Origin of the sequence: Streptomyces sp. NPDC001373 (assembly GCF_042895815.1) — a bacterium.
Classification (GTDB): domain Bacteria; phylum Actinomycetota; class Actinomycetes; order Streptomycetales; family Streptomycetaceae; genus Streptomyces.
On the sequence record NZ_JBIAWQ010000003.1, the window covers coordinates 433,408 to 450,150 of the forward strand.

18 protein-coding genes are annotated in these 16,743 nt (G+C 74.8%); 9 read left to right on the forward strand and 9 right to left on the reverse strand.

Going from position 1 to position 16,743, the window contains the following annotated elements; translation table 11 throughout:
- Positions 1 to 15: 15 nt before the first annotated feature.
- From ACFY15_RS10215 to ACFY15_RS10230, 4 genes are all read left to right on the forward strand, one after another.
- The gene (locus ACFY15_RS10215; RefSeq protein WP_390691407.1) at positions 16 to 816 is read left to right on the forward strand and encodes a MerR family transcriptional regulator; all 801 of its coding nucleotides are present in this window, start codon (positions 16 to 18) and stop codon (positions 814 to 816) included.
- A complete protein-coding gene (locus tag ACFY15_RS10220) occupies positions 813 to 2,033 on the forward strand; it encodes a glycosyltransferase (RefSeq protein WP_390691406.1) in 1,221 nt (406 codons plus the stop codon). The genes ACFY15_RS10215 and ACFY15_RS10220 overlap by 4 nt, the downstream gene beginning before the upstream one ends.
- Positions 2,034 to 2,123: 90 nt before the next feature.
- Positions 2,124 to 2,360: a hypothetical protein gene (locus ACFY15_RS10225; protein ID WP_390691405.1), complete on the forward strand. Its 237-nt coding sequence runs from the start codon at positions 2,124 to 2,126 to the stop codon at positions 2,358 to 2,360.
- A gap of 154 nt (positions 2,361 to 2,514) precedes the next feature.
- Positions 2,515 to 4,779 carry an MMPL family transporter gene (locus ACFY15_RS10230; RefSeq protein ID WP_390825332.1) on the forward strand — a complete coding sequence of 755 codons (2,265 nt, stop codon included), beginning with the start codon at positions 2,515 to 2,517 and terminating at the stop codon, positions 4,777 to 4,779.
- Positions 4,780 to 4,987: 208 nt separating this feature from the next.
- On the opposite strand, the gene ACFY15_RS10235 is transcribed toward ACFY15_RS10230, so the two are convergent.
- Positions 4,988 to 5,581 carry a TetR/AcrR family transcriptional regulator gene (locus ACFY15_RS10235; RefSeq protein ID WP_390691403.1) on the reverse strand — a complete coding sequence of 198 codons (594 nt, stop codon included), beginning with the start codon at positions 5,579 to 5,581 and terminating at the stop codon, positions 4,988 to 4,990.
- Positions 5,582 to 5,646: 65 nt separating this feature from the next.
- The gene (locus ACFY15_RS10240; RefSeq protein WP_390825333.1) at positions 5,647 to 6,873 is read right to left on the reverse strand and encodes a cytochrome P450; all 1,227 of its coding nucleotides are present in this window, start codon (positions 6,871 to 6,873) and stop codon (positions 5,647 to 5,649) included.
- A gap of 132 nt (positions 6,874 to 7,005) precedes the next feature.
- Here ACFY15_RS10240 and ACFY15_RS10245 point away from each other — a divergent pair, with 132 nt between their 5' ends.
- Entirely contained in the window at positions 7,006 to 7,971 is a 966-nt protein-coding gene (locus ACFY15_RS10245) for an LLM class F420-dependent oxidoreductase (RefSeq protein ID WP_390825334.1), read from the forward strand.
- A gap of 266 nt (positions 7,972 to 8,237) precedes the next feature.
- Here the strand turns inward: ACFY15_RS10245 and ACFY15_RS10250 are convergent, their stop codons facing one another.
- Complete coding sequence (locus ACFY15_RS10250; RefSeq protein ID WP_366454784.1) at positions 8,238 to 8,393, reverse strand: DUF6131 family protein; 156 nt, start codon at positions 8,391 to 8,393, stop codon at positions 8,238 to 8,240.
- Positions 8,394 to 8,550: 157 nt separating this feature from the next.
- Between ACFY15_RS10250 and ACFY15_RS10255 the strand changes: the two genes are divergently transcribed.
- Positions 8,551 to 8,733, forward strand: a complete 183-nt coding sequence (locus ACFY15_RS10255; protein ID WP_390691400.1) for a CsbD family protein — start codon at positions 8,551 to 8,553, stop codon at positions 8,731 to 8,733.
- 66 nt (positions 8,734 to 8,799) lie between these two features.
- Here the strand turns inward: ACFY15_RS10255 and ACFY15_RS10260 are convergent, their stop codons facing one another.
- A complete protein-coding gene (locus ACFY15_RS10260; protein ID WP_390691399.1) occupies positions 8,800 to 9,609 on the reverse strand; it encodes a class I SAM-dependent methyltransferase in 810 nt (269 codons plus the stop codon).
- Positions 9,610 to 9,924: 315 nt separating this feature from the next.
- Here ACFY15_RS10260 and ACFY15_RS10265 point away from each other — a divergent pair, with 315 nt between their 5' ends.
- Entirely contained in the window at positions 9,925 to 10,122 is a 198-nt protein-coding gene (locus ACFY15_RS10265; RefSeq protein WP_390691398.1) for an antitoxin, read from the forward strand.
- A 177-nt stretch (positions 10,123 to 10,299) separates the two neighbouring features.
- On the opposite strand, the gene ACFY15_RS10270 is transcribed toward ACFY15_RS10265, so the two are convergent.
- On the reverse strand, positions 10,300 to 11,079 hold the full coding sequence (locus tag ACFY15_RS10270; RefSeq protein WP_390691397.1) for a class I SAM-dependent methyltransferase: 780 nt from the start codon (positions 11,077 to 11,079) through the stop codon (positions 10,300 to 10,302).
- Positions 11,080 to 11,210: 131 nt separating this feature from the next.
- On the opposite strand from ACFY15_RS10270, the gene ACFY15_RS10275 reads away from it, so the two are divergent.
- On the forward strand, positions 11,211 to 12,077 hold the full coding sequence (locus tag ACFY15_RS10275; RefSeq protein ID WP_390691396.1) for an LLM class flavin-dependent oxidoreductase: 867 nt from the start codon (positions 11,211 to 11,213) through the stop codon (positions 12,075 to 12,077).
- 87 nt (positions 12,078 to 12,164) lie between these two features.
- On the opposite strand, the gene ACFY15_RS10280 is transcribed toward ACFY15_RS10275, so the two are convergent.
- Together ACFY15_RS10280 and ACFY15_RS10285 are read right to left on the reverse strand one after the other, a co-directional pair.
- Positions 12,165 to 12,875 carry a DUF4190 domain-containing protein gene (locus ACFY15_RS10280; RefSeq protein WP_390825335.1) on the reverse strand — a complete coding sequence of 237 codons (711 nt, stop codon included), beginning with the start codon at positions 12,873 to 12,875 and terminating at the stop codon, positions 12,165 to 12,167.
- A 540-nt stretch (positions 12,876 to 13,415) separates the two neighbouring features.
- The gene (locus ACFY15_RS10285) at positions 13,416 to 13,544 is read right to left on the reverse strand and encodes a hypothetical protein (RefSeq protein WP_390691394.1); all 129 of its coding nucleotides are present in this window, start codon (positions 13,542 to 13,544) and stop codon (positions 13,416 to 13,418) included.
- Positions 13,545 to 13,714: 170 nt separating this feature from the next.
- On the opposite strand from ACFY15_RS10285, the gene ACFY15_RS10290 reads away from it, so the two are divergent.
- Positions 13,715 to 14,020, forward strand: coding sequence for a hypothetical protein (locus tag ACFY15_RS10290; protein ID WP_390691393.1), 306 nt, complete (start codon positions 13,715 to 13,717; stop codon positions 14,018 to 14,020).
- Here ACFY15_RS10290 and ACFY15_RS10295 read toward each other — a convergent pair.
- Entirely contained in the window at positions 13,992 to 14,774 is a 783-nt protein-coding gene (locus ACFY15_RS10295) for a polysaccharide deacetylase family protein (protein ID WP_390691392.1), read from the reverse strand. The two genes, ACFY15_RS10290 and ACFY15_RS10295, sit on opposite strands and share 29 nt — an antisense overlap.
- Positions 14,775 to 15,579: 805 nt before the next feature.
- A complete protein-coding gene (locus ACFY15_RS10300; RefSeq protein WP_390691391.1) occupies positions 15,580 to 16,620 on the reverse strand; it encodes a vWA domain-containing protein in 1,041 nt (346 codons plus the stop codon).
- Positions 16,621 to 16,743: the final 123 nt, after the last annotated feature.

The following is a 16,743-nucleotide window of genomic DNA, read 5'->3' on the forward strand; positions in this document are numbered from 1 at the left end:
CGAAAGGGCAGGCGGATGAGTTACTCGGTGGGTCAGGTCGCGGCGTTCGCCGGGGTGACGGTGCGCACGCTGCACCACTACGACAAGGCCGGGCTGCTCTCTCCCGGCAGCCGCAGCCACGCCGGCTACCGCCTCTACGGCGACGCGGACCTGGCCCGCCTCCAGCAGATCCTCTTCTACCGCGAGCTCGGCTTCACGCTCGACGAGACGGCCGCGATCCTGGAGGACCCGCAGGCGAACGCCCTGGAGCACCTCCAGGCCCGCCAACGGCGGCTGAGCGAGGAGATCGCCAGGCTCCAGCGGCTCTCCGAGGTGGCCGAGCGGGCCATCGAGGTCCAGCGGACCGGGGTCGCGATGACCCCGCAGGAGCGCTTCGAGGTGTTCGGGGAGATCGCCTTCGACCTCAGCTACGCCACGGAGGCGGAGCTGAAGTGGACCGGCTCGGAGGGCCGCCGGGAGGCGATGGCGCGCGCCGCCGCGCACACCAAGGAGGACTGGCGTCTGCTCATGCGCGAGGCCACCGCCTGGCGTGCCGAGCTCCTCACCGCCTTCGACGAGGGGGAGCCCGGCGACGGGGAGCGGGCCGCGGACCTCGCCGAGGAACACCGCCTGCACATCTCGCGGTGGTTCACCTCCTGCCCGCCCGACATGCACCGGCGCATCGCGGACGACTTCCTCGCCGACCCCCGTGCCTTCGCCCTCGTCGTACCGCCCTCGCAGCAGCGCCCGGGCCTGGCCGCCTACCTCCACGAGGCCGTCCACGCCAACGCCGCCCGCCGCGCGCCCGCCCGTACCGACCCGGAAGAGAACCGATGAAGATACTGATCGCCGCCGCCGGATCGCGCGGCGACGTCGACCCCTACACGGGCCTGGGCGCCGCACTGCGCGGCGCCGGCCACGAGGTCGCCCTGGCCACCACCGACGCATTCGCCCCCCTCGTACGCGCCGCGGGCCTGGAGTTCCGCGGCCTCCCCGGCGACACCCGGCCGCGCGGCGACGTCACCGACCGGCGCGGGCTGATGCGCACCGCCGCCGCCTTCCTCGCCGAACTCGGCCAGGGCTTCGCCGACGCCGTGGACGGCGGCACGGACCTGCTCCTGCTGTCCACCACCACGGCCCCGCTCGGCTGGCACCTCGCGGAGGCCACCGGAACGCCCTCCCTCGGTGTCCACCTCCAGCCCACCGCGCCCACCGGCGACTTCCCGCCCGTCGTCACCGGCGCACGCTCACTGGGCCGCCTCGGCAACCGCGCGGCCGGACGGTTCGCCCTGCGCATGGCCGACCGGATCGCCGAACAGGGCGTCGCCCGGCTGCGCGAGCGCCTCGCGCTGCCGCCGCTCACGGCCTCCGCCATGCGCCGGAGGCAGGAGCGGGCGCGCTGGCCCGTCCTGCACGGCTACAGCACGGCCCTGGCGCCGGCCCCGTCCGACTGGCGGCCGGGCCTGGAGGTGGTGGGCAACTGGTGGCCCCACGTCGACGCGGACGCACGGCTTCCCGAGGTCCTGGAGGACTTCCTCGACGCCGGCCCCCGGCCCGTCCTCATCGGCTTCGGCAGCATGGCCTCCGGCGAGGGGGAGCGGCTCGGCGAGCTCGCCGTACGGGCCCTGCGCCGCGCCGGGCTGCGGGGCATCCTCCAGAGCGGCAGCGCCGGGCTCACGGCCGCGGACGGCCCGGACGTCCTCACCGTCGGGGACGTCCCGCACGCCCTCCTGCTGCCGCGGCTGGCCGCGGTCGTCCACCACGCGGGGGCCGGCACCTCGGCTGCCGCGCTGCGGGCCGGCGTCCCGGCGGTGCCGGTCCCCGTCGCGGCGGACCAGCCGTTCTGGGCGCGCCGCCTGGCCGCGACCGGTGCCGCCACCGTCCCGGTCCCCTTCGGGTCCCTGACCGCAGAGCTGCTGGCCGATGCCCTGGGCCGGGCGGTGGAGGAGCCGGCGTACGCCCGGGCCGCCCGGGCGGCCGCGGAGCACATGCGGACCGAGGACGGAGCGGGACGCGTCCTGGAGGCCGTCGAGCGTGTCGCCGGCGGGCGGTGAGGGGAGCGCGGGGAACCGCGAGCGGTGGATCGGCGCCTCGAAACCGTGTCGCCGACCCCGTCCCCGGCCGCCTCGTGGAACCGTCTTCCCATGACTGAAGGATCGACACCCCACATCTCCCCGGCGCGCATCACCGTCCTCGGGGTCCAGCCCGGCGAACCGCCCTTCCGCATCGTCCAGTTCGACGGAGAGATCGTCGGCAAGGCGACGTCGATGACGGATGTGCTGCTGATCGCCGCAAAGGTGGGCATCACCATCCACGACCTCGACGATCTGGATGAGGTCCGGTGGGTCGGCGGCGGGAAGTTCCACTGGGCCCTGCTCTGAGGGCCCCGCGCCGCCGGCCCCCTGTCGCCGGTCCGGTTCTCCGATTGACATTGTTGCACGCCGAGTGCAAGCGTAATAGCTGCACGGCAAGTGCAATGAATGTGTGATCGACTCCGGCGCCACCCTCCCACGCCGGACGGAAGGGGAGTAGCGGATGTTCCTCGCACTGGGGCGCTGGTGTGCCCACCGGCCGAAACGGGTGGCCGCGGGGTGGCTCCTGCTGCTCCTGGCGCTCGGCGGCGCCGTCCTGGCCTACGGGCGGGTCACCAGCGAAGCGGTGAGGATCCCCGGCAGCGACAGCCAGGCCGCCCTGGACACCGCGGCCCGGGCCTTCCCGGGACCCGCCTCGGGAAACCAGCCGCTCGTCCTGCACACCGCGGCCGACGGCCCGGTCCTCACCGGGGAGGCCGTCAGGGCCGCCGTGGAGCAGAGCGCCCGGGCGGTGGCGGGCGTGCCGCACGTCGTGAGCGTCGTCTCGCCCTACGACCGTCCGGGCGGCCCGGCGGTCGCCGCGGACGGGCACACGGCCTACCTCTCCGTCGGCCTCGACATCACCGGCCGGGACATCACGCCGGAGCTCACCGACCGGATCGCCGACGCCGCGGCGCCTGCCCGCGCCGCCGGCGTCGAGGTCACCCCGGGCGGAGACCTGGCAGCCGCCGTGGACCGGCCGGACACCGGCCACAGCGAGCTCATAGGCCTGGCGGCCGCCGCGGTGGTGCTCCTCCTCGGCTTCCGCAAGGCGGCCGCCGCCGGGCTCCCTCTGGTCATCGGCATCGCCGGGCTGGCCGTGTCCCTGGCCGCCGTCGGCCTGGCCGGACACCTCATGGACATGCCCTCCTCCGGCACCACCATCGCCGCCATGATCGGCCTGGGCGTCGGCATCGACTACACCCTGTTCAGCCTCACCCGCTTCCGCGAGCTGCGCGGGCGCGGCACCGCCGCGGCGGAGGCGGCGGCCCTCGCCACGGCCACCGCCGGCAAGGCCGCCGCCTTCGCCGGCTGCGCGGTGATCGCGGCGCTGGCCGGGCTCGCCCTCGGCGGGCTGCCGCTGCTGCACGCCCTCGCGCTGGCCCCGGCGGTGGCGGTACTGGTCGCCGTCGCGGCCACCCTCTCCCTGCTGCCCGCCCTGCTGAGCCTGCTGGGCCGGTTCCTCGGCTCCGCCCCACCGGCCGCCGACTCCGCAGGCTCCGACCGGCCCGCGGGCGGCTGGCAGCGGCTGGCCGAACGGGTCGCCGCCCGGCCCTGGCGCCACCTGCTCGCCGGCCTGGCCCTGCTCCTCCTGCTCGCCGCCCCGGCCGCCGGCCTCGCCTTCGGCCAGCTCGACGCCGGGGACAAACCGGCCGGCTCCGCCAGCCGCACCGCCTACGAGCGGCTCTCGGCCGGGTTCGGACCGGGCGTCAACGGCCCCCTCCAGGTGACGGACACCCTCCCCACCACCCCAGCCGGCCCCCAGGACCCCCGCATCACGAAGGTCGCGACGGCCCTGGCCGGCACCCCGGGCGTGGCCTCGGTGGGCCCGGCGCAGATCTCCGCGGATGCCCGCACCGTGCGCTGGCAGGTCACGCCCACGACGGCCCCCGGGGACCCGGACATGGCGCGGCTCGTCGACACCCTGCGCACGCGGGTGCTGCCCGGGGCCACCGCCGACGGCGCGGGCACCGCGCACGTGGGCGGCGCCCCGGCGGCGGTCGCCGACCTCAACGACCGCCTCGCGGACCGGCTGCCCGCCGTGATCGGCGTGGTCGTGGCCGTGGCCGGGCTGCTCCTCCTGGCCGCCTTCCGCTCACCCCTCCTCGCCCTCAAGGCGGCCGTGCTCAACCTCCTGTCGGTGGCCGCCGCGTACGGGGTCCTCACCGCGGTGTTCCAGTGGGGCTGGGGCGCGCGGGCCGTCGGGCTGGAGGGGCCGGTGCCCGTGCCCGGATACGTCCCGCTGCTGATGTTCGCCGTGCTGTTCGGCCTCTCCATGGACTACGAGGTCTTCCTGCTCACCGCCGTCCGCGAGCGGTACCTCGAAACCGGCGACGGCCGCCGGGCGGTCGTCCTCGGACTGGCGTCGACCGGCCGCGTCATCACCTCCGCCGCACTGATCATGGTGAGCGTCTTCCTCGCCTACCTGCTCTCGGACGACCCTGTGGTGAAGATGTTCGGCACGGGGCTGGCCGCGGCCGTGGCCCTGGACGTCACCGTCGTGCGCGGGCTGCTGGTCCCCACCACGATGACCCTGCTTGGGGACCGCGGCTGGTGGCTGCCGTGGTGGCTGGACCGGATCCTGCCCGACCTGGACATCGAGGGCGCCGCCCACACCCGTCCGGCGGCAGCCGGCGCGGCGCGGGCGGCCGCCGGGGAAGGGGCGGCTGCCGGGGAGGCCGACCCCGCCGTCCCGCATCGCGCCCGGCCCGCCCTCCCCACCCCGTGAGGCGCCCGAAGAGCCCCCTCCGAGAGCCCACTCCGAAGAGCCCCCCGAGAAACCCTGCGAAGGAACCCCGATGAGGATCCGCATGCCCTCCCCGCCCTGCCCCTCGGCCTGCGGCCCACGGGGGTGTCGGCCGGGGCGGCCGGCGTGACCGTGACCGCGCGGGCCGAGGAGGTCGCCCTGGGCTGACCTGCCGGCGGGCCGGCCGCCGTCAGGCGCGCGGGTGGTCCGCCGCGACCAGCAGGTTCAGTACGGTGGCCTCCATCGCCGCGCGCGCCTGCGCCGGGCTCTTCCCGCCGGAGCGCCAGTGGTGCCAGGCCCCCCAGGTGGTTACCGCGTCCAGGCCGTCCAGCAGGGCGGCCGCCCGCTCCCCGTCGAGAAGGGCGAGCTCCTCCGCGAAGATCTCAGCGACCCGGCGCCGGGCGTCCGCGAATGCCTCGTCCGTGACCTGCACGATGCGCGGGGAAGGGTGCTCGATCCGCATCAGCGTCAGCCGGGCCGGGGTGATCCACTCCAGGATGCGGGCCCGCTGCTCGGCCAGCGCCGCCACCCGCACCCGTCGCGGGCCCGTCACGGGCAGCGGCCGGATCTGCTCGGCCAGCTGCTCCAGGCGCCGGGTGATGGCGAGGTCGACGAGCTCGGACATGTCGGCGAAGTGGTGGAACACCAGCCGGCGCGAGACCCCGGCCCGTTCGGCCACGCGCTCCGCGGGGAACTCCACGACCCCCTCGTCGAGGAGTTCGAGCAGGGCGTCCGCGATCTTCTCCCGGGTCCGCCGTCCCCGTTCCGTCCGGCCGTCCGCCACCGCTGGCCCGCCCTCCGCTGCCCGTCCATCCGCTCCGACAGCAGCATCTTCGCACCCGGCGGGCCTCACCAGGTCACGTACAGGGCCTCCGGCGAGCGGTGGACGAGCGTGGGGCGCATCCGCGGGGCGGGCCGGGTCCCGTCGAGCCGCAGGCCCGGCAGGGTGCCGGTGAACAGCTCCAGGGTGAGTCGGAGCTGGCCGCGGGCCAGGTGCGCGCCGGGGCAGGCGTGGGGCCCGTGCCCGAAGGCGAGGTGGGGCGGGCCCGCGGGCCGGCGGATGTCGAAGACGGCGGGGTGCTCGTACCGGCGCCCGTCACGGTTGGCCGACGCGTACGCCACGAGCAGGGTGGCGCCGGCCGGAAGCTCCGTCCCGGCGAGCTCCACCGGCCGGGTCGTGACCCGGCGGAAGGCCTGGATCGCGGTGTCGAACCGCAGGCCCTCCTCCACCGCCGCCGGTACGAGCGCCGGATCGGAGCACAGCAATTCCCACTGCCGGCGGTCGGAGAGCAGGTGAAGCAGGGTGGTGGCGATGAGGGCGCCGGTGGTCAGGAAGCCGGCGATCAGCAGGTTCTGCAGATGGGCCACCAGCTCGTGACGCTCCTCGAGGCCCAGCCCGGCGCCCGGCGGGGCGGCGGCGGACGCCAGGTCCGAGCACAGGTCCTCGCGGGGCCGCGCCCTGCGCTCGCGGACGTATCCGTCCAGCAGCTGCTGGAGTGCGACGACGTCCTCGGCGGCGGCCACCTGCTCCTGGGGCGCCAGCGGGCGGAACAGCAGCTCCTCGGCCCGGTAGCCGCCGTGCACCGCGGCGGGCACGTCCGCCGGGTCCAGCCCGATCAGCCGCCCCACCACCAGCCCGGGCAGCTTCCGCGCGTACGCCTCCACCAGCTCGGCGGAACCGGCCCCGGCCACCTCGGCCACCAGGTCCCGCGCACACTCCCGCGCGTACGGCAGCAGGGCCGCCGACCGCGCGGTGGACATCGCCCGGTTGAGCGGGGCGCGGTGGCGGCGGTGGGCGGCCCCGTCGGAGGAGACGACGGTCGGCCGCGGCCCGAACCCGCCCGCCAGCACTCCGAGCGCCGCCTCCGACACCGCCACGTCGGGCAGCAGCGCGTTGGCGGAGGAGAAGTCCCCGTCCCGCCGCAGCACTTCCCGGACGTCCTCGTCCCGCGCCACCAGCCAGGCGCCGACCTCGGGCACGAACACCAGTCCCTCGGCCCGCCGCGCCCGCTCGTACAGCGGATACGGATCCCGGTACAGCCCGTCCCGCCGCTCCTGCTCCGCCCCAGCCCCCACAAGCCCCTCCGCCCCGCACACCACGGTCCGCCCGCCCCTCCGCCGCGCCATCCTGCCCGCTCGCAGGCCCCACCCGGAAGACCGCCCGCCGGGGCGACGTTTCAGGCCGGCGGCAGCGGCAAGGTGCCGGGCATGGTGCGGATCGGATACACGATGACGACCGAGCAGGCCGGTCCCCGGGAGCTCGTGGAGCACCTGGTAAAAGCGGAGCGGGCCGGGTTCGACTTCTCCGTCGTCTCGGACCACTACTTCCCCTGGCTGGACTCCCAGGGCCACGCGCCGTACGCCTGGAGCGTCCTCGGCGCCGCCGCGCAGGCCACCACCCGGATCCCGCTCATGACCTACGTGACCTGCCCGACCTTCCGCTACCACCCGGCGGTCGTCGCGCAGAAGGCCGCCACGATGCAGCTCCTGTCCGGTGGACGCTTCCGGCTGGGCCTGGGCTCCGGCGAGAACCTCAACGAGCACGTCGTCGGCGCGGGCTGGCCCTCCGCACACGTCCGCCTGGAGATGCTGGAGGAGGCCGTCGGCATCATCCGCTCGCTCCTCGCCGGGGGATGCGTCAGCCACCACGGCGCCCACTTCGACGTCGAGAACGCCATGCTGTGGGACCTCCCCGACGTACCGCCCCCGATCGGCCTGGCCGCCTCGGGGGCCCGCTCGTGCGAGATCGCCGGCCGCTACGGCGACCTGCTCGTCGCCGTCGAGCCCGACCGCGCCCTCGTGACGTCCTTCGTGGCGAACGGCGGCGCCGGCAAGCCCTGCGTCGGACAGTTCCCCGTCAGCTACGACACCGACCGCGACGCGGCGGTGGTACGTGCCCACGACCAGTTCCGCTGGGCCGTCGGCGGCTGGGAGGTCAACGCGGAGCTTCCCGGCCCGGCCGGCTTCGCGGCCGCCACCCGCCACACCCGTCCCGAGGACCTCACCGACACCATTCCCTGCGGTGACGACGTCGATGCCGTCGTCGAGGCGGTACGGGGCTACACGGACGCGGGGTTCACGGAGGTGGCCCTCGTCCAGATCGGCGGGGACCGGCAGACGCCGTTCCTGGACTGGGCCGGGTCCACGCTGCTGCCCGCCCTGCGGGAACTCTGAGAACGCGACTCCGGGGCCGAACGCGACTCCGGGGCCGCGGGGAAGAGGCCCCGGCTGTGACCGCCTACGTCGCCCGCGGGGTCAGCGCGAAAGGGACGGGCGGAACGCTTGAGGAGCGTCGCCGCCCGTTCGGTGGTCTCCAGGATCGCCTGGGTGCGGCCCTTGGGCAGGGCTCCGGACCGGCCGGGCCCCCCGGCGGCGCGGGGTCGCCGGGGGGGCGGGGGGCGGGGGCGTAGCGGTGTGCGCCGTGCCCCGGGTGCGGCCGGTCAGTAGTAATGCTTCCGCCCTCCCACCGCGTGCCCGACGGCGCCCAGCAGCCACAGCACGAGGCCGATGACCACGAGAATCACGCCGATGGTCCACAGGATCGAGATCCCGGTCAAGAAGCCGATGATCAGCAGAATGACGCCCAGGATAATCATGAGTACCTCCTGGTCCCTCTCGGACGGGGGGACCCACTGCGTCTACCACGGTCGCGCGCGTTCATGCCTGCGGCGCGGCATCGGCGGATCAGGGGAGCATGCGGCCGGGCATTCCGGGTAGCCGCCAGGCATTCCGTACCCCAGCCGGGAGGCCGACATGGGCAAGACGAAGGGCAAGGCCGAGCAGCTCAAGGGCAGGACGAAGGAAGAGATCGGCTCGATGGCCGACGACAAGGGCATGGAGATGAAGGGCAGGGCGGAGAAGGCCGGGGGCCGCATGGAGGAGTCCAGGGCGGACGCGGCGGCCCGGATGAGGAGGATCCACGACGCGAGCCGGTGACGGCCCCGCGCGGCGGGCACGGCACACGGGTGCCGTGCCCCCCCCGCATGCCCGAGGGGGAGGAGGTCACCCCACGACCGGCCCTTCCGGCTTCCACCCCCACGCCGTGAGCATGCCGGCCGACAGCGCGGCGCACTCCTCGGAGTCCAGGTAGCGGACCGCCGCGTCGACGGCGGAGTCGTCGACCAGGCCGGTGCCGACCATCGCCGTGCGACTGCGCTCCCAGGTGTCCGCCCAGAAGCGGCTGATGGGACTGCCGGGCACCAGCGGCGGCACGTACACCTCGGCGGCGACCGGCAGGAGTCCCGCCCCGCGCAGCAGCCGCGGGTACGACGGCACCCAGGACACGTCCGTCCCGATCGTGGCCCGCAGCCCCGCCCACATCGCCCGCATCGCGTCGCTGTACGGCGTGGCGGGCGCCCGGTCGCCCGCCAGGTCGACCGCGTCGCTGAGCACCAGCACACCGCCGGGCTCGACACGCTCGGCCAGAGCCGCGACGATGCGCTCGCGTTCGGGCAGGTGCATCAGGACGAAACGCGCGTGGACGAGGCGGAACCGGCGGCCTGCGGCGAACTCCGGGCCGGTGACGTCGGCCTCCAGCACCTCCAGTCCGGGCCGCGCGGCGAGGAACCGCACGTCCCGGTCCACGGCGAGCACGCCCGCCACCCCGGCCTCGTCCAGCAGCCGGCGCGAGACCGTGCCCGTCCCGGCGCCCACGTCGAGGCAGCTCCACCCGGGGCCGGCCCCGAGCGCCCGCAGCCGGGCCATGGTGACGTCGTCGTACGCGAGGGCGCCGAAGTCGATGCGCTCCCCCTCGCCCGCCTGCTCGGGACGGAAGACGGCCTCGCCGTAGCGGCCGTCCGGCCCGGTGGTCACGGCGCCGCCGGACCGGGGCGCGGGGGCGGCGGATCGTCGAGCAGCGTCATGGCCGGACCTCTTCACACGGTGGGGCGGTGCCGGGCGCCCCCGTCGGGGCCGCCGCCCCCCGATCCTGCACCGGCGGTCCCGCGCGGGGCCGAGGCGCGCCGGGCCCGGGTGTGCGCGCCCCGAGCATCCCCCGGACGGCCGTCCTCCGCGCCCGGTGGCTCCCGTCCTTCGGACCTGTGTCCGGGTGCTCCTCCCGCCGCCCTCCGCGAGGCCGACGTGGAATCATGTCCCTTACGGGAATTCAGCGGAGGAGACGGTTCCACCATGTTCGATGCCTTGAAGAACCTCAGGGACAAGGCCGAGGAGATCGCCCAGTCCCACGGCGACGCGATCACCGCAGGACTGGAGAAGGTCGGCGACTTCGTCGACGGGAAGACCGACGGCAAGCACAGCGCCACGATCGACACGGCGGTCGACAAGGCGCAGGACCTCGTCGGGAACCTGGCGAAGAAGAAGGACTGACGCACCGGCATACGCGCCCGCCGACGCGGACGCCTTCGTCCTCGCCGGACAGTCCTTTCGGTGCGGTCCGGTTCCCGGCGCCGGGGCCGCGCCCCGGTCGGCCTCCGCGTCCTCGAAGACGGCGGGCACGGTATTCTCCGGCCGTCCCGGGGTCGCCCGCGCCGGCCGGCTCCGGCGTCAGCTCGACATCCGCCGGCCGGCCGCAGTGGCGGGCCGGAGGGCCACCGCGACGAAGGCGGTGTACGGCTCTTCCAGCGCACCGTCGGGGAAGCGGCGCAGCAGGTGCTTGCGCTCCTCCGCGAGGAATTCCGCGGCGCCGGCCGCGCCCAGCAGGATGAACGCCGAGTGGGTCGCAAGCTTCGCCAGGTGGAAGTCGACGGTGACCGCGCGCGACCAGCGCAGCTCCCGGGTGCGCCAGGGCAGCCCGCCCGGCAGGGTGCGGTCGCTGATGTAGCAGCCCTCTCCGATCCGCTCCACGATCCGGGCCTGCTGCTCGGCCACCCACGGCACGGACGGGTCGGGGTCGTTCCACAGCAGGGCCAGCGCGCCCCCGGGGCGCAGGACCCGCAGGGCCGAGGGGACGGCCCTCGCCGGGTCGGTCCAGTGCCAGGACTGGGCGTACGCGACCAGGTCCAGCGAGCCGTCCGCCAGCGGCAGCCGGTTGCCGTCGCCGCGGACCAGCGGTACCTCCGGGAGCTCCCGCCGGAACTGCGCCGCCATGGCGGCCCCGGGCTCGATCCCGGTCACCCGGGCCCCGCGCCCGTGCAGCGCCCGGGAGGCGATACCAGTTCCGGCGCCGACGTCGGCCACCCGGGCCCCCGCCAGCCGCAGCCCGCCGAGCTCCTCGACGGCGTCGAGGGCGCCCGCCGGGTACGCGGGCCGGTAGGCGGCGTAGGCGCGGGCGGCCCGGTCGAAGGCGAGGGCCCGTTCGGCTGCGGCGGGGATCTCGTGGGTCATGCCCCGACTATGACGCGGACCCCCGCCCCGCACCAGGCCGCCTCGTGGACCGTACCCGGGGAACCGGCCCGGTGCATCCGCCCGCCGGGAATCCGATTGCCCTGGACCGGCCGACCGCGCATCCTGCCAGGATGCGCTTCTCCGTCAACATCCCGAACTTCGGTGACTTCGCAGACCCCCGCAACGTCGCGAAAGTGGCGGCGGCCGCGGAACAGGCAGGCTGGGACGGGCTCTTCGTCTGGGACCACGTACTGCACCGCAGGCACCAGGGGAGGCCCTTCGCGGATCCCTGGATCCTGCTGACGGCGGCCGCGCTGGCGACCTCCCGGATCCGGATCGGCACCCTCCTGACCCCGGTCCCGCGCTACCGGCCGCAGCAACTGGCACGTCAGGTGGCCACTTTGGACCGGCTCACCGGCGGCAGGGTCGTCTTCGCCGCCGGCCTGGGCGGCCCGGCCGAGGACGAGTACCACAGCTTCGGCGACACCGCCGGGCCCCGCGTCCTCGCCGAACGCCTCGACGAGGGACTCGACCTGTTGACGCGCTTCTGGTCGGGGGAACCCGTGGACCACCGCGGCCGGCACTACGAGGTCCGGGACGTGACCCTGCTGCCGGCCACCGTGCAGCGGCCCGGCCCGCCCGTGTGGATCGGCGGGTTCTGGCCGCACCGCGCGCCCATGAGGAGGGCGGCCCGATGGGACGGCGCGGTCCCGCTCTTCGAGACGGCCCGGCACGGGCACGTACCGGACGTGGCCGAGGTGCGGGAGCTGGTGGCCTACGTGGACGCACACCGCCGCCCGGAGGGTGCCGGGCGCCCCTTCGAGCTCGTCCTCGGCGGCGCCACGCCCCCCGACGCGGCCGAGGCCGGGGAGGTGATCGGTCCGCTCCGCGACGCCGGTGCCACCTGGTGGGACGAGCGCCAGATCCAGGGTGGTCCCGACCTGGACAGCCTGCCCGCGGTCCTGCGGCGTGTCGAGGCGGGGCCGCCGGTCCTCTGACCGGACGCGGTCGGCATCCTCGTACAGGGGGCGGCTCCGGCTCGTCCGCGGCCGCCGCCCCGTGGGACGGCGGCCGCGGACGGGGGGTCAGGAACCGGCGCGGGCGGAGCCGGTGCTGGTGCCGCCGGCGCTGCCCAGGAAGCAGGTGACCGTGCGGTCGCCCAGCGCCCAGCTGCTGGGCTGCGGGTAGTAGTAGAAGACCTCGAGGCTCTTCGGCAGCTTCGCGGCGCTGCCCACGTAGTCGGTCAGCGCGGTTCCGCCGCACTTCTCCTCGGAGATCGAGACGACCTTCTCCGCGCCGGGGAACACACCGGCGTCCAGCGTGAAGACGGCGTAGGCCTCGCCCTCGTGGGGCTGGGTGCAGGGAACGGTCCGCACCGACAGGCGGGCCTGGGTGCCGTCGCCCTTCTGGGTCTTCGCCAGGTCGTCGTCGGTGTTGAAGCAGTCCCCCTTGCGGATGTCCTCCACCTTGCTGGAGCCCGGCGTGGTGACCTGCCCCTGGGTGTCGCGGTGGGGCCGCGGGCCCTCGTCGAAGGCCCCGGAGAGCCCGAGGACGATCACGACCGCGTAGAAGGCGATGGTCAGGCTGTGGATGACGATGGTCGCGATCGCCAGCCCCCGGCCCTTCTCGCCGCTCTTGCGGATCTGGGAGAGGGACACGATGCCGAGGATCAGCGGAACCGTCGGTATCGCGCAGACGATCGACATCGCGAACGCCACGACGGCCGTCGCGTTGGTCTTCTGCGGCGGCGGGTACCAGCCCTGCGGAGCGCCGTACGGCGTCGCGGGCCCGGGCATTCCGGGAGGTCCCGGAGGTCCGGGCTGTCCGTACGGCCCCGGCTGCTGCCCGTACGGCTGCTGCGGGTACGGAGGTGGCTGAGGGGGTGTCGACATGCGGGTGGTGCTCCTCGCGGGAGGGTGGGACAGGACCGCCGGCCGGGTGGCGAAGCCGCCGGGCGGGGCTCGGTGTACGGATGATGTTCGAATCGGCCGCGCTCCAGTATCCCTGACGGAGCACCGGCGTCCGCCCGGGTCGCCAGGGGCGGGCGGGCCGTCGCGGACGGACCGGTCAGGAACGGAGAAGCAGGCGCCCGGCGCCCGGACTTAGCCTGCCGACATCCGGACGAACGCACGCCCGCGATCGCGCCGGCCGCCCGGTCCGCCTCCGCGGGAACGGGCCGAGACGCCGCCCGCGACGACAGGAGTCATCCCGTGTGCCATCCCCTGTGGGCCCGTGCCCGTATCGCCGCCGCTGCCCGGCAACAGGACGGACCCGCGCGATCGCACCACGCGGCGCAACCCGGCGCCACCGGGGCCGGCCGCGCGGCCGACGGTCCGTCACCGGGCGCCCCCGAGGACCCCCGGAGCGGGGACGTGTTCCAGGACGCCCCCCGCGAACGACGGGCCGTAGGGGCAGTCGTAGCCGAAGGAGGTGAGCGGGCCCCGGTAGAGGATCGTGAGGCCCATGGGGCGTCCTGCCTCGGTGCGTAGGCGGCCATGGCGGCGCGGACGGCGGGCCGCCTGCCGCCTGCCGCGCGGCCCGTGAACGCGGTGTGCGAACCGCTCCGGATCCTGGCCGGGCAGGGGCTGGCCGCGCGCTCCTGCGGCATCCGCACACGGTCGACGACGAGCCGGGGGTGTTGCGGACCGGGTTCCTCGGAGAGGTGCCCCTGCCCCGCCCGGCCGTCCGGTCCTCGGCGCCGGTCATCCCTACCGTCCCGGGCCGCGGCCCGCGCCCCGTGCCGGGCGCACCGGACGCGGTGGCCTGCTCGGTGGGGGCCGCCCCCAACGTCGCCCTGCGCCTGGACCCGCCCGTCCGCCTGGACCTGGGCCGCCTCGGACACCTGGACGCGACGACGCTCTACGCGTCGGCGGACTCCCCGTCCGAGCTCGCGGCGGCGCTCCGCGTGCGCGTCAGTGCGCCGCCCGTGCCGGGAACGTGAAGGCGTAGCCCTGGGACCTGAGCCAGGGGAGGTACTGCCGCAGCGCGGCCACGGTCTGGCTGCGGTCGCCGCCGCCGTCGTGGAAGAGGACCGTGGGCAGATCGGGGAGCTTGCCCTCCACCGTGGAGACGATGGCCGGCAGGCCCGGACGGCTCCAGTCCTTGGGGTCCACGCTCCAGCCTAGGGGGCGCATCCCGTTCGCCGCGGCTATCGCCCGGCTCTCGGGCGTGAAGGCGCCGCCCGGCGCGCGGTAGTAGTTCACCGCGACGCCCGGTACGGCCGCCTCGATCATGGCCTTGCCGTCGAGGATCTGCTGCCGCTGGTAGGCGACAGGCTTGTGGTCCATGGTCACGTCGTGGTCGACGGAGTGGTCGCACAGCTGGTGCCCGTCGGCCGCGATCTCGCGCACCAGCTCCGGGTATTTCTCGGCCCGCGTGCCGATCAGGCAGAACGTGGCCTTGACGTGGTTCTCCCGCAGCACCCGCAGGACCTGCGGGGTCCACGTCGGGTCCGGACCGTCATCGACGGTGATCGCGATGTCGCGGCCCGTGCCCTGGGCGAGCCGGGAGATGCCCTGCGGGACGGCGGCGGCCGCGTGGACCGGACCGGCGGCGGACTTCGCCGGCGAGCGGCCGGCGGAGGAGGAGGCGTCCGTCGCGGCGAAGGCCGGCGCGCCGGCCGCCGCCATGAGGCCGAGGACGGTCGCCGCCACGACGGCTCCCGTCCGTCGGCGGCGCACGGAACTGCTGCTCATGCCCATGGATGCTCTTCCTCTGCGGGTGCGTACGGTCGCCGGATCGCGTGTGGCCGGTGCGGCGCGATGCGGTGCGGTCCGGTTCGGTTCAGTCCGGTCCGGGGAGCGGGAACCGGGCCCCTCGTCCCCCCGATCGGCCCCTGCCGACGCGGCCGTGCCGCGGAGGGGGTCCAGGGCCACCCCATAGAAGCTAGGGACCCCTGCCGCTCCGGGTCAAGGAATCGTGGGACGCCTCACACCGGTAGAAAAGGGACGGATCGCCCGCTCCGGTCGTCCCGCGGCCCGCCCGCGGGCTGGACGTGGACCCGGACGGTCATCCCCCGTCCGGCGCCGGATCCGCCTCCGCCCGCGGGCGGGCGCCGTGGGCCCGGCTGATCGGGGATGACCGAAAGGCCGAGCCCGGCGCCCTCGCCCGCCGTGCGGCGGCGCTCGGCCCGGCGCCGCAAGGGCTCCCGCAGGCGGGATACGTCCGCGGGGTCGATCATCGGACCGGTGCCGGACACGGTCAGGACCCCGCCCCCGCCGCTCCCGCCACCCCGGGCGCCGTGGCCACGCCTGCCGCTGTCCGGGCTCGGCGGGCTCGCGGGCACCGCCCTGGGCGCCGCGGCCGCCGGGGTGTACGCCCCGCACCGGCGGCCTCCCCGGGCGGTGCCCCTGTGGGCGGTCACTGGCGGATGCGCGGCCCCCCTGGCCGCCCTCTACCCGGTGGTCCGTGTGGCCCGCCTCTCGCCGGCCCCGGCCCTCCAGCGGCGTGACGGGCCTGCCTGCGAAGCCCGCCGGTCCGGCCGACGGGACCTTCGCGGCGTCAGCCCATCAGCAGCAGCCGGGTGTTGGGCACCAGCTTCCGGTTCACGCTGGTGCTCTGCACGAAGATCGTGAAATCGTCGTTGTGGTCCGGCTTCACACGGACCTCCGCGTCCGGCAGGCCCAGCAGGGCGCGCGCCTCCGGTCCCGTGTACACCCGGTCCGTCTTCTTCTCCAGCACCGCTATCTGCTTGCGCGCCTGGACCTTTTCCACCTTGCTCAGCTGGTAATAGGCGCCACCCGTGCGATAGGTGTGCCCGGATTCGACGACCCATTCCCGGATCGCCGCCGCACGGTCCACGGGAAGCAGCTGATACCGCGTCTGATCCACAGGGGTGAGACCTGCGGCCTCGATGGACTTCTTGTTGACCGTTTCGGCGCCCGTGGAGAAGACCGCGCGGGAACCCCGGATTCCCTTGGTGCGTCCCACCATGAACTTCTCGGTGGCCTCCCGGATGACCTGTCCGGCCTCTTCCAGGCCCCGCGTGCTCGTGGCGTCCCAGATGGCGATGTTGTCCTTGGGGAAACCGCACTGCATGGCCTCCCGCCTGCCCATCTGGTCCGGCACGAGGACGGCCAGGGTCCAGTTGTCCTGCTGCGTCTCGATCATCGTCGCCATGGCCTGCCGCAGGGCCCGCTGCGACTGGGAAGGGGCGTCCGGGCAGCGGTGGCTCGCGTTCTCCTGCCCGTCGGTGAGCACGAACGTCAGGAAGCTGTGGTCGCCGTAGAGCTGGGCCGTCTGCGCCAGCTCCCGCTGCGACTTGAGCGTGGCCGCCAGCAGGGCGGTCATTCCGCCGACCCGGTAGAGCTGCTTCAAGGACGGCATGCGCAGCACGTCCTTGTCGTAGATGACGCATTCCACCTTGTCGGCGAACACGTACACCGTGACACGGGTTTCCTGGTCGAGTTCCTGCGATCGCCGGGCCAGATAGGCGATTTGCTGGTCGGCGACCTCGACGACCTTGTTCCTGAGGTGTGACATCGACGAACTGGCATCCAGCACAAGGGCAACGTGATTGATGTAGTTCTGGTTTCCGGACATGGCCGCTCCCCGTTTCTCCGACGTGATGAACAGATCCTCGCAGCCGGCACTGACAACCGGCCCCGGCCGCTTCTCCCGGCGGATCGCAACGGGCCCACGGAACGGGGTTGTTGTCAGTGCTCT

Excerpts from the sequence above, each read along its gene's own strand:
- ACFY15_RS10215 (WP_390691407.1), top strand. The coding sequence starts at position 16 with ATGAGTTACTCGGTGGGTCAGGTCGCGGCGTTCGCCGGGGTGACGGTG.
- ACFY15_RS10220 (WP_390691406.1), top strand. The coding sequence starts at position 813 with ATGAAGATACTGATCGCCGCCGCCGGATCGCGCGGCGACGTCGACCCC.
- ACFY15_RS10225 (WP_390691405.1), top strand. The coding sequence starts at position 2,124 with ATGACTGAAGGATCGACACCCCACATCTCCCCGGCGCGCATCACCGTC.
- ACFY15_RS10230 (WP_390825332.1), top strand. The coding sequence starts at position 2,515 with ATGTTCCTCGCACTGGGGCGCTGGTGTGCCCACCGGCCGAAACGGGTG.
- ACFY15_RS10245 (WP_390825334.1), top strand. The coding sequence starts at position 7,006 with ATGGTGCGGATCGGATACACGATGACGACCGAGCAGGCCGGTCCCCGG.
- ACFY15_RS10250 (WP_366454784.1), bottom strand. The coding sequence starts at position 8,393 with ATGATTATCCTGGGCGTCATTCTGCTGATCATCGGCTTCTTGACCGGG.
- ACFY15_RS10255 (WP_390691400.1), top strand. The coding sequence starts at position 8,551 with ATGGGCAAGACGAAGGGCAAGGCCGAGCAGCTCAAGGGCAGGACGAAG.
- ACFY15_RS10265 (WP_390691398.1), top strand. The coding sequence starts at position 9,925 with ATGTTCGATGCCTTGAAGAACCTCAGGGACAAGGCCGAGGAGATCGCC.
- ACFY15_RS10270 (WP_390691397.1), bottom strand. The coding sequence starts at position 11,079 with ATGACCCACGAGATCCCCGCCGCAGCCGAACGGGCCCTCGCCTTCGAC.
- ACFY15_RS10275 (WP_390691396.1), top strand. The coding sequence starts at position 11,211 with ATGCGCTTCTCCGTCAACATCCCGAACTTCGGTGACTTCGCAGACCCC.
- ACFY15_RS10280 (WP_390825335.1), bottom strand. The coding sequence starts at position 12,875 with ATGCCCGGGCCCGCGACGCCGTACGGCGCTCCGCAGGGCTGGTACCCG.
- ACFY15_RS10285 (WP_390691394.1), bottom strand. The coding sequence starts at position 13,544 with ATGGGCCTCACGATCCTCTACCGGGGCCCGCTCACCTCCTTCGGCTAC.
- ACFY15_RS10295 (WP_390691392.1), bottom strand. The coding sequence starts at position 14,774 with ATGAGCAGCAGTTCCGTGCGCCGCCGACGGACGGGAGCCGTCGTGGCG.
- ACFY15_RS10300 (WP_390691391.1), bottom strand. The coding sequence starts at position 16,620 with ATGTCCGGAAACCAGAACTACATCAATCACGTTGCCCTTGTGCTGGAT.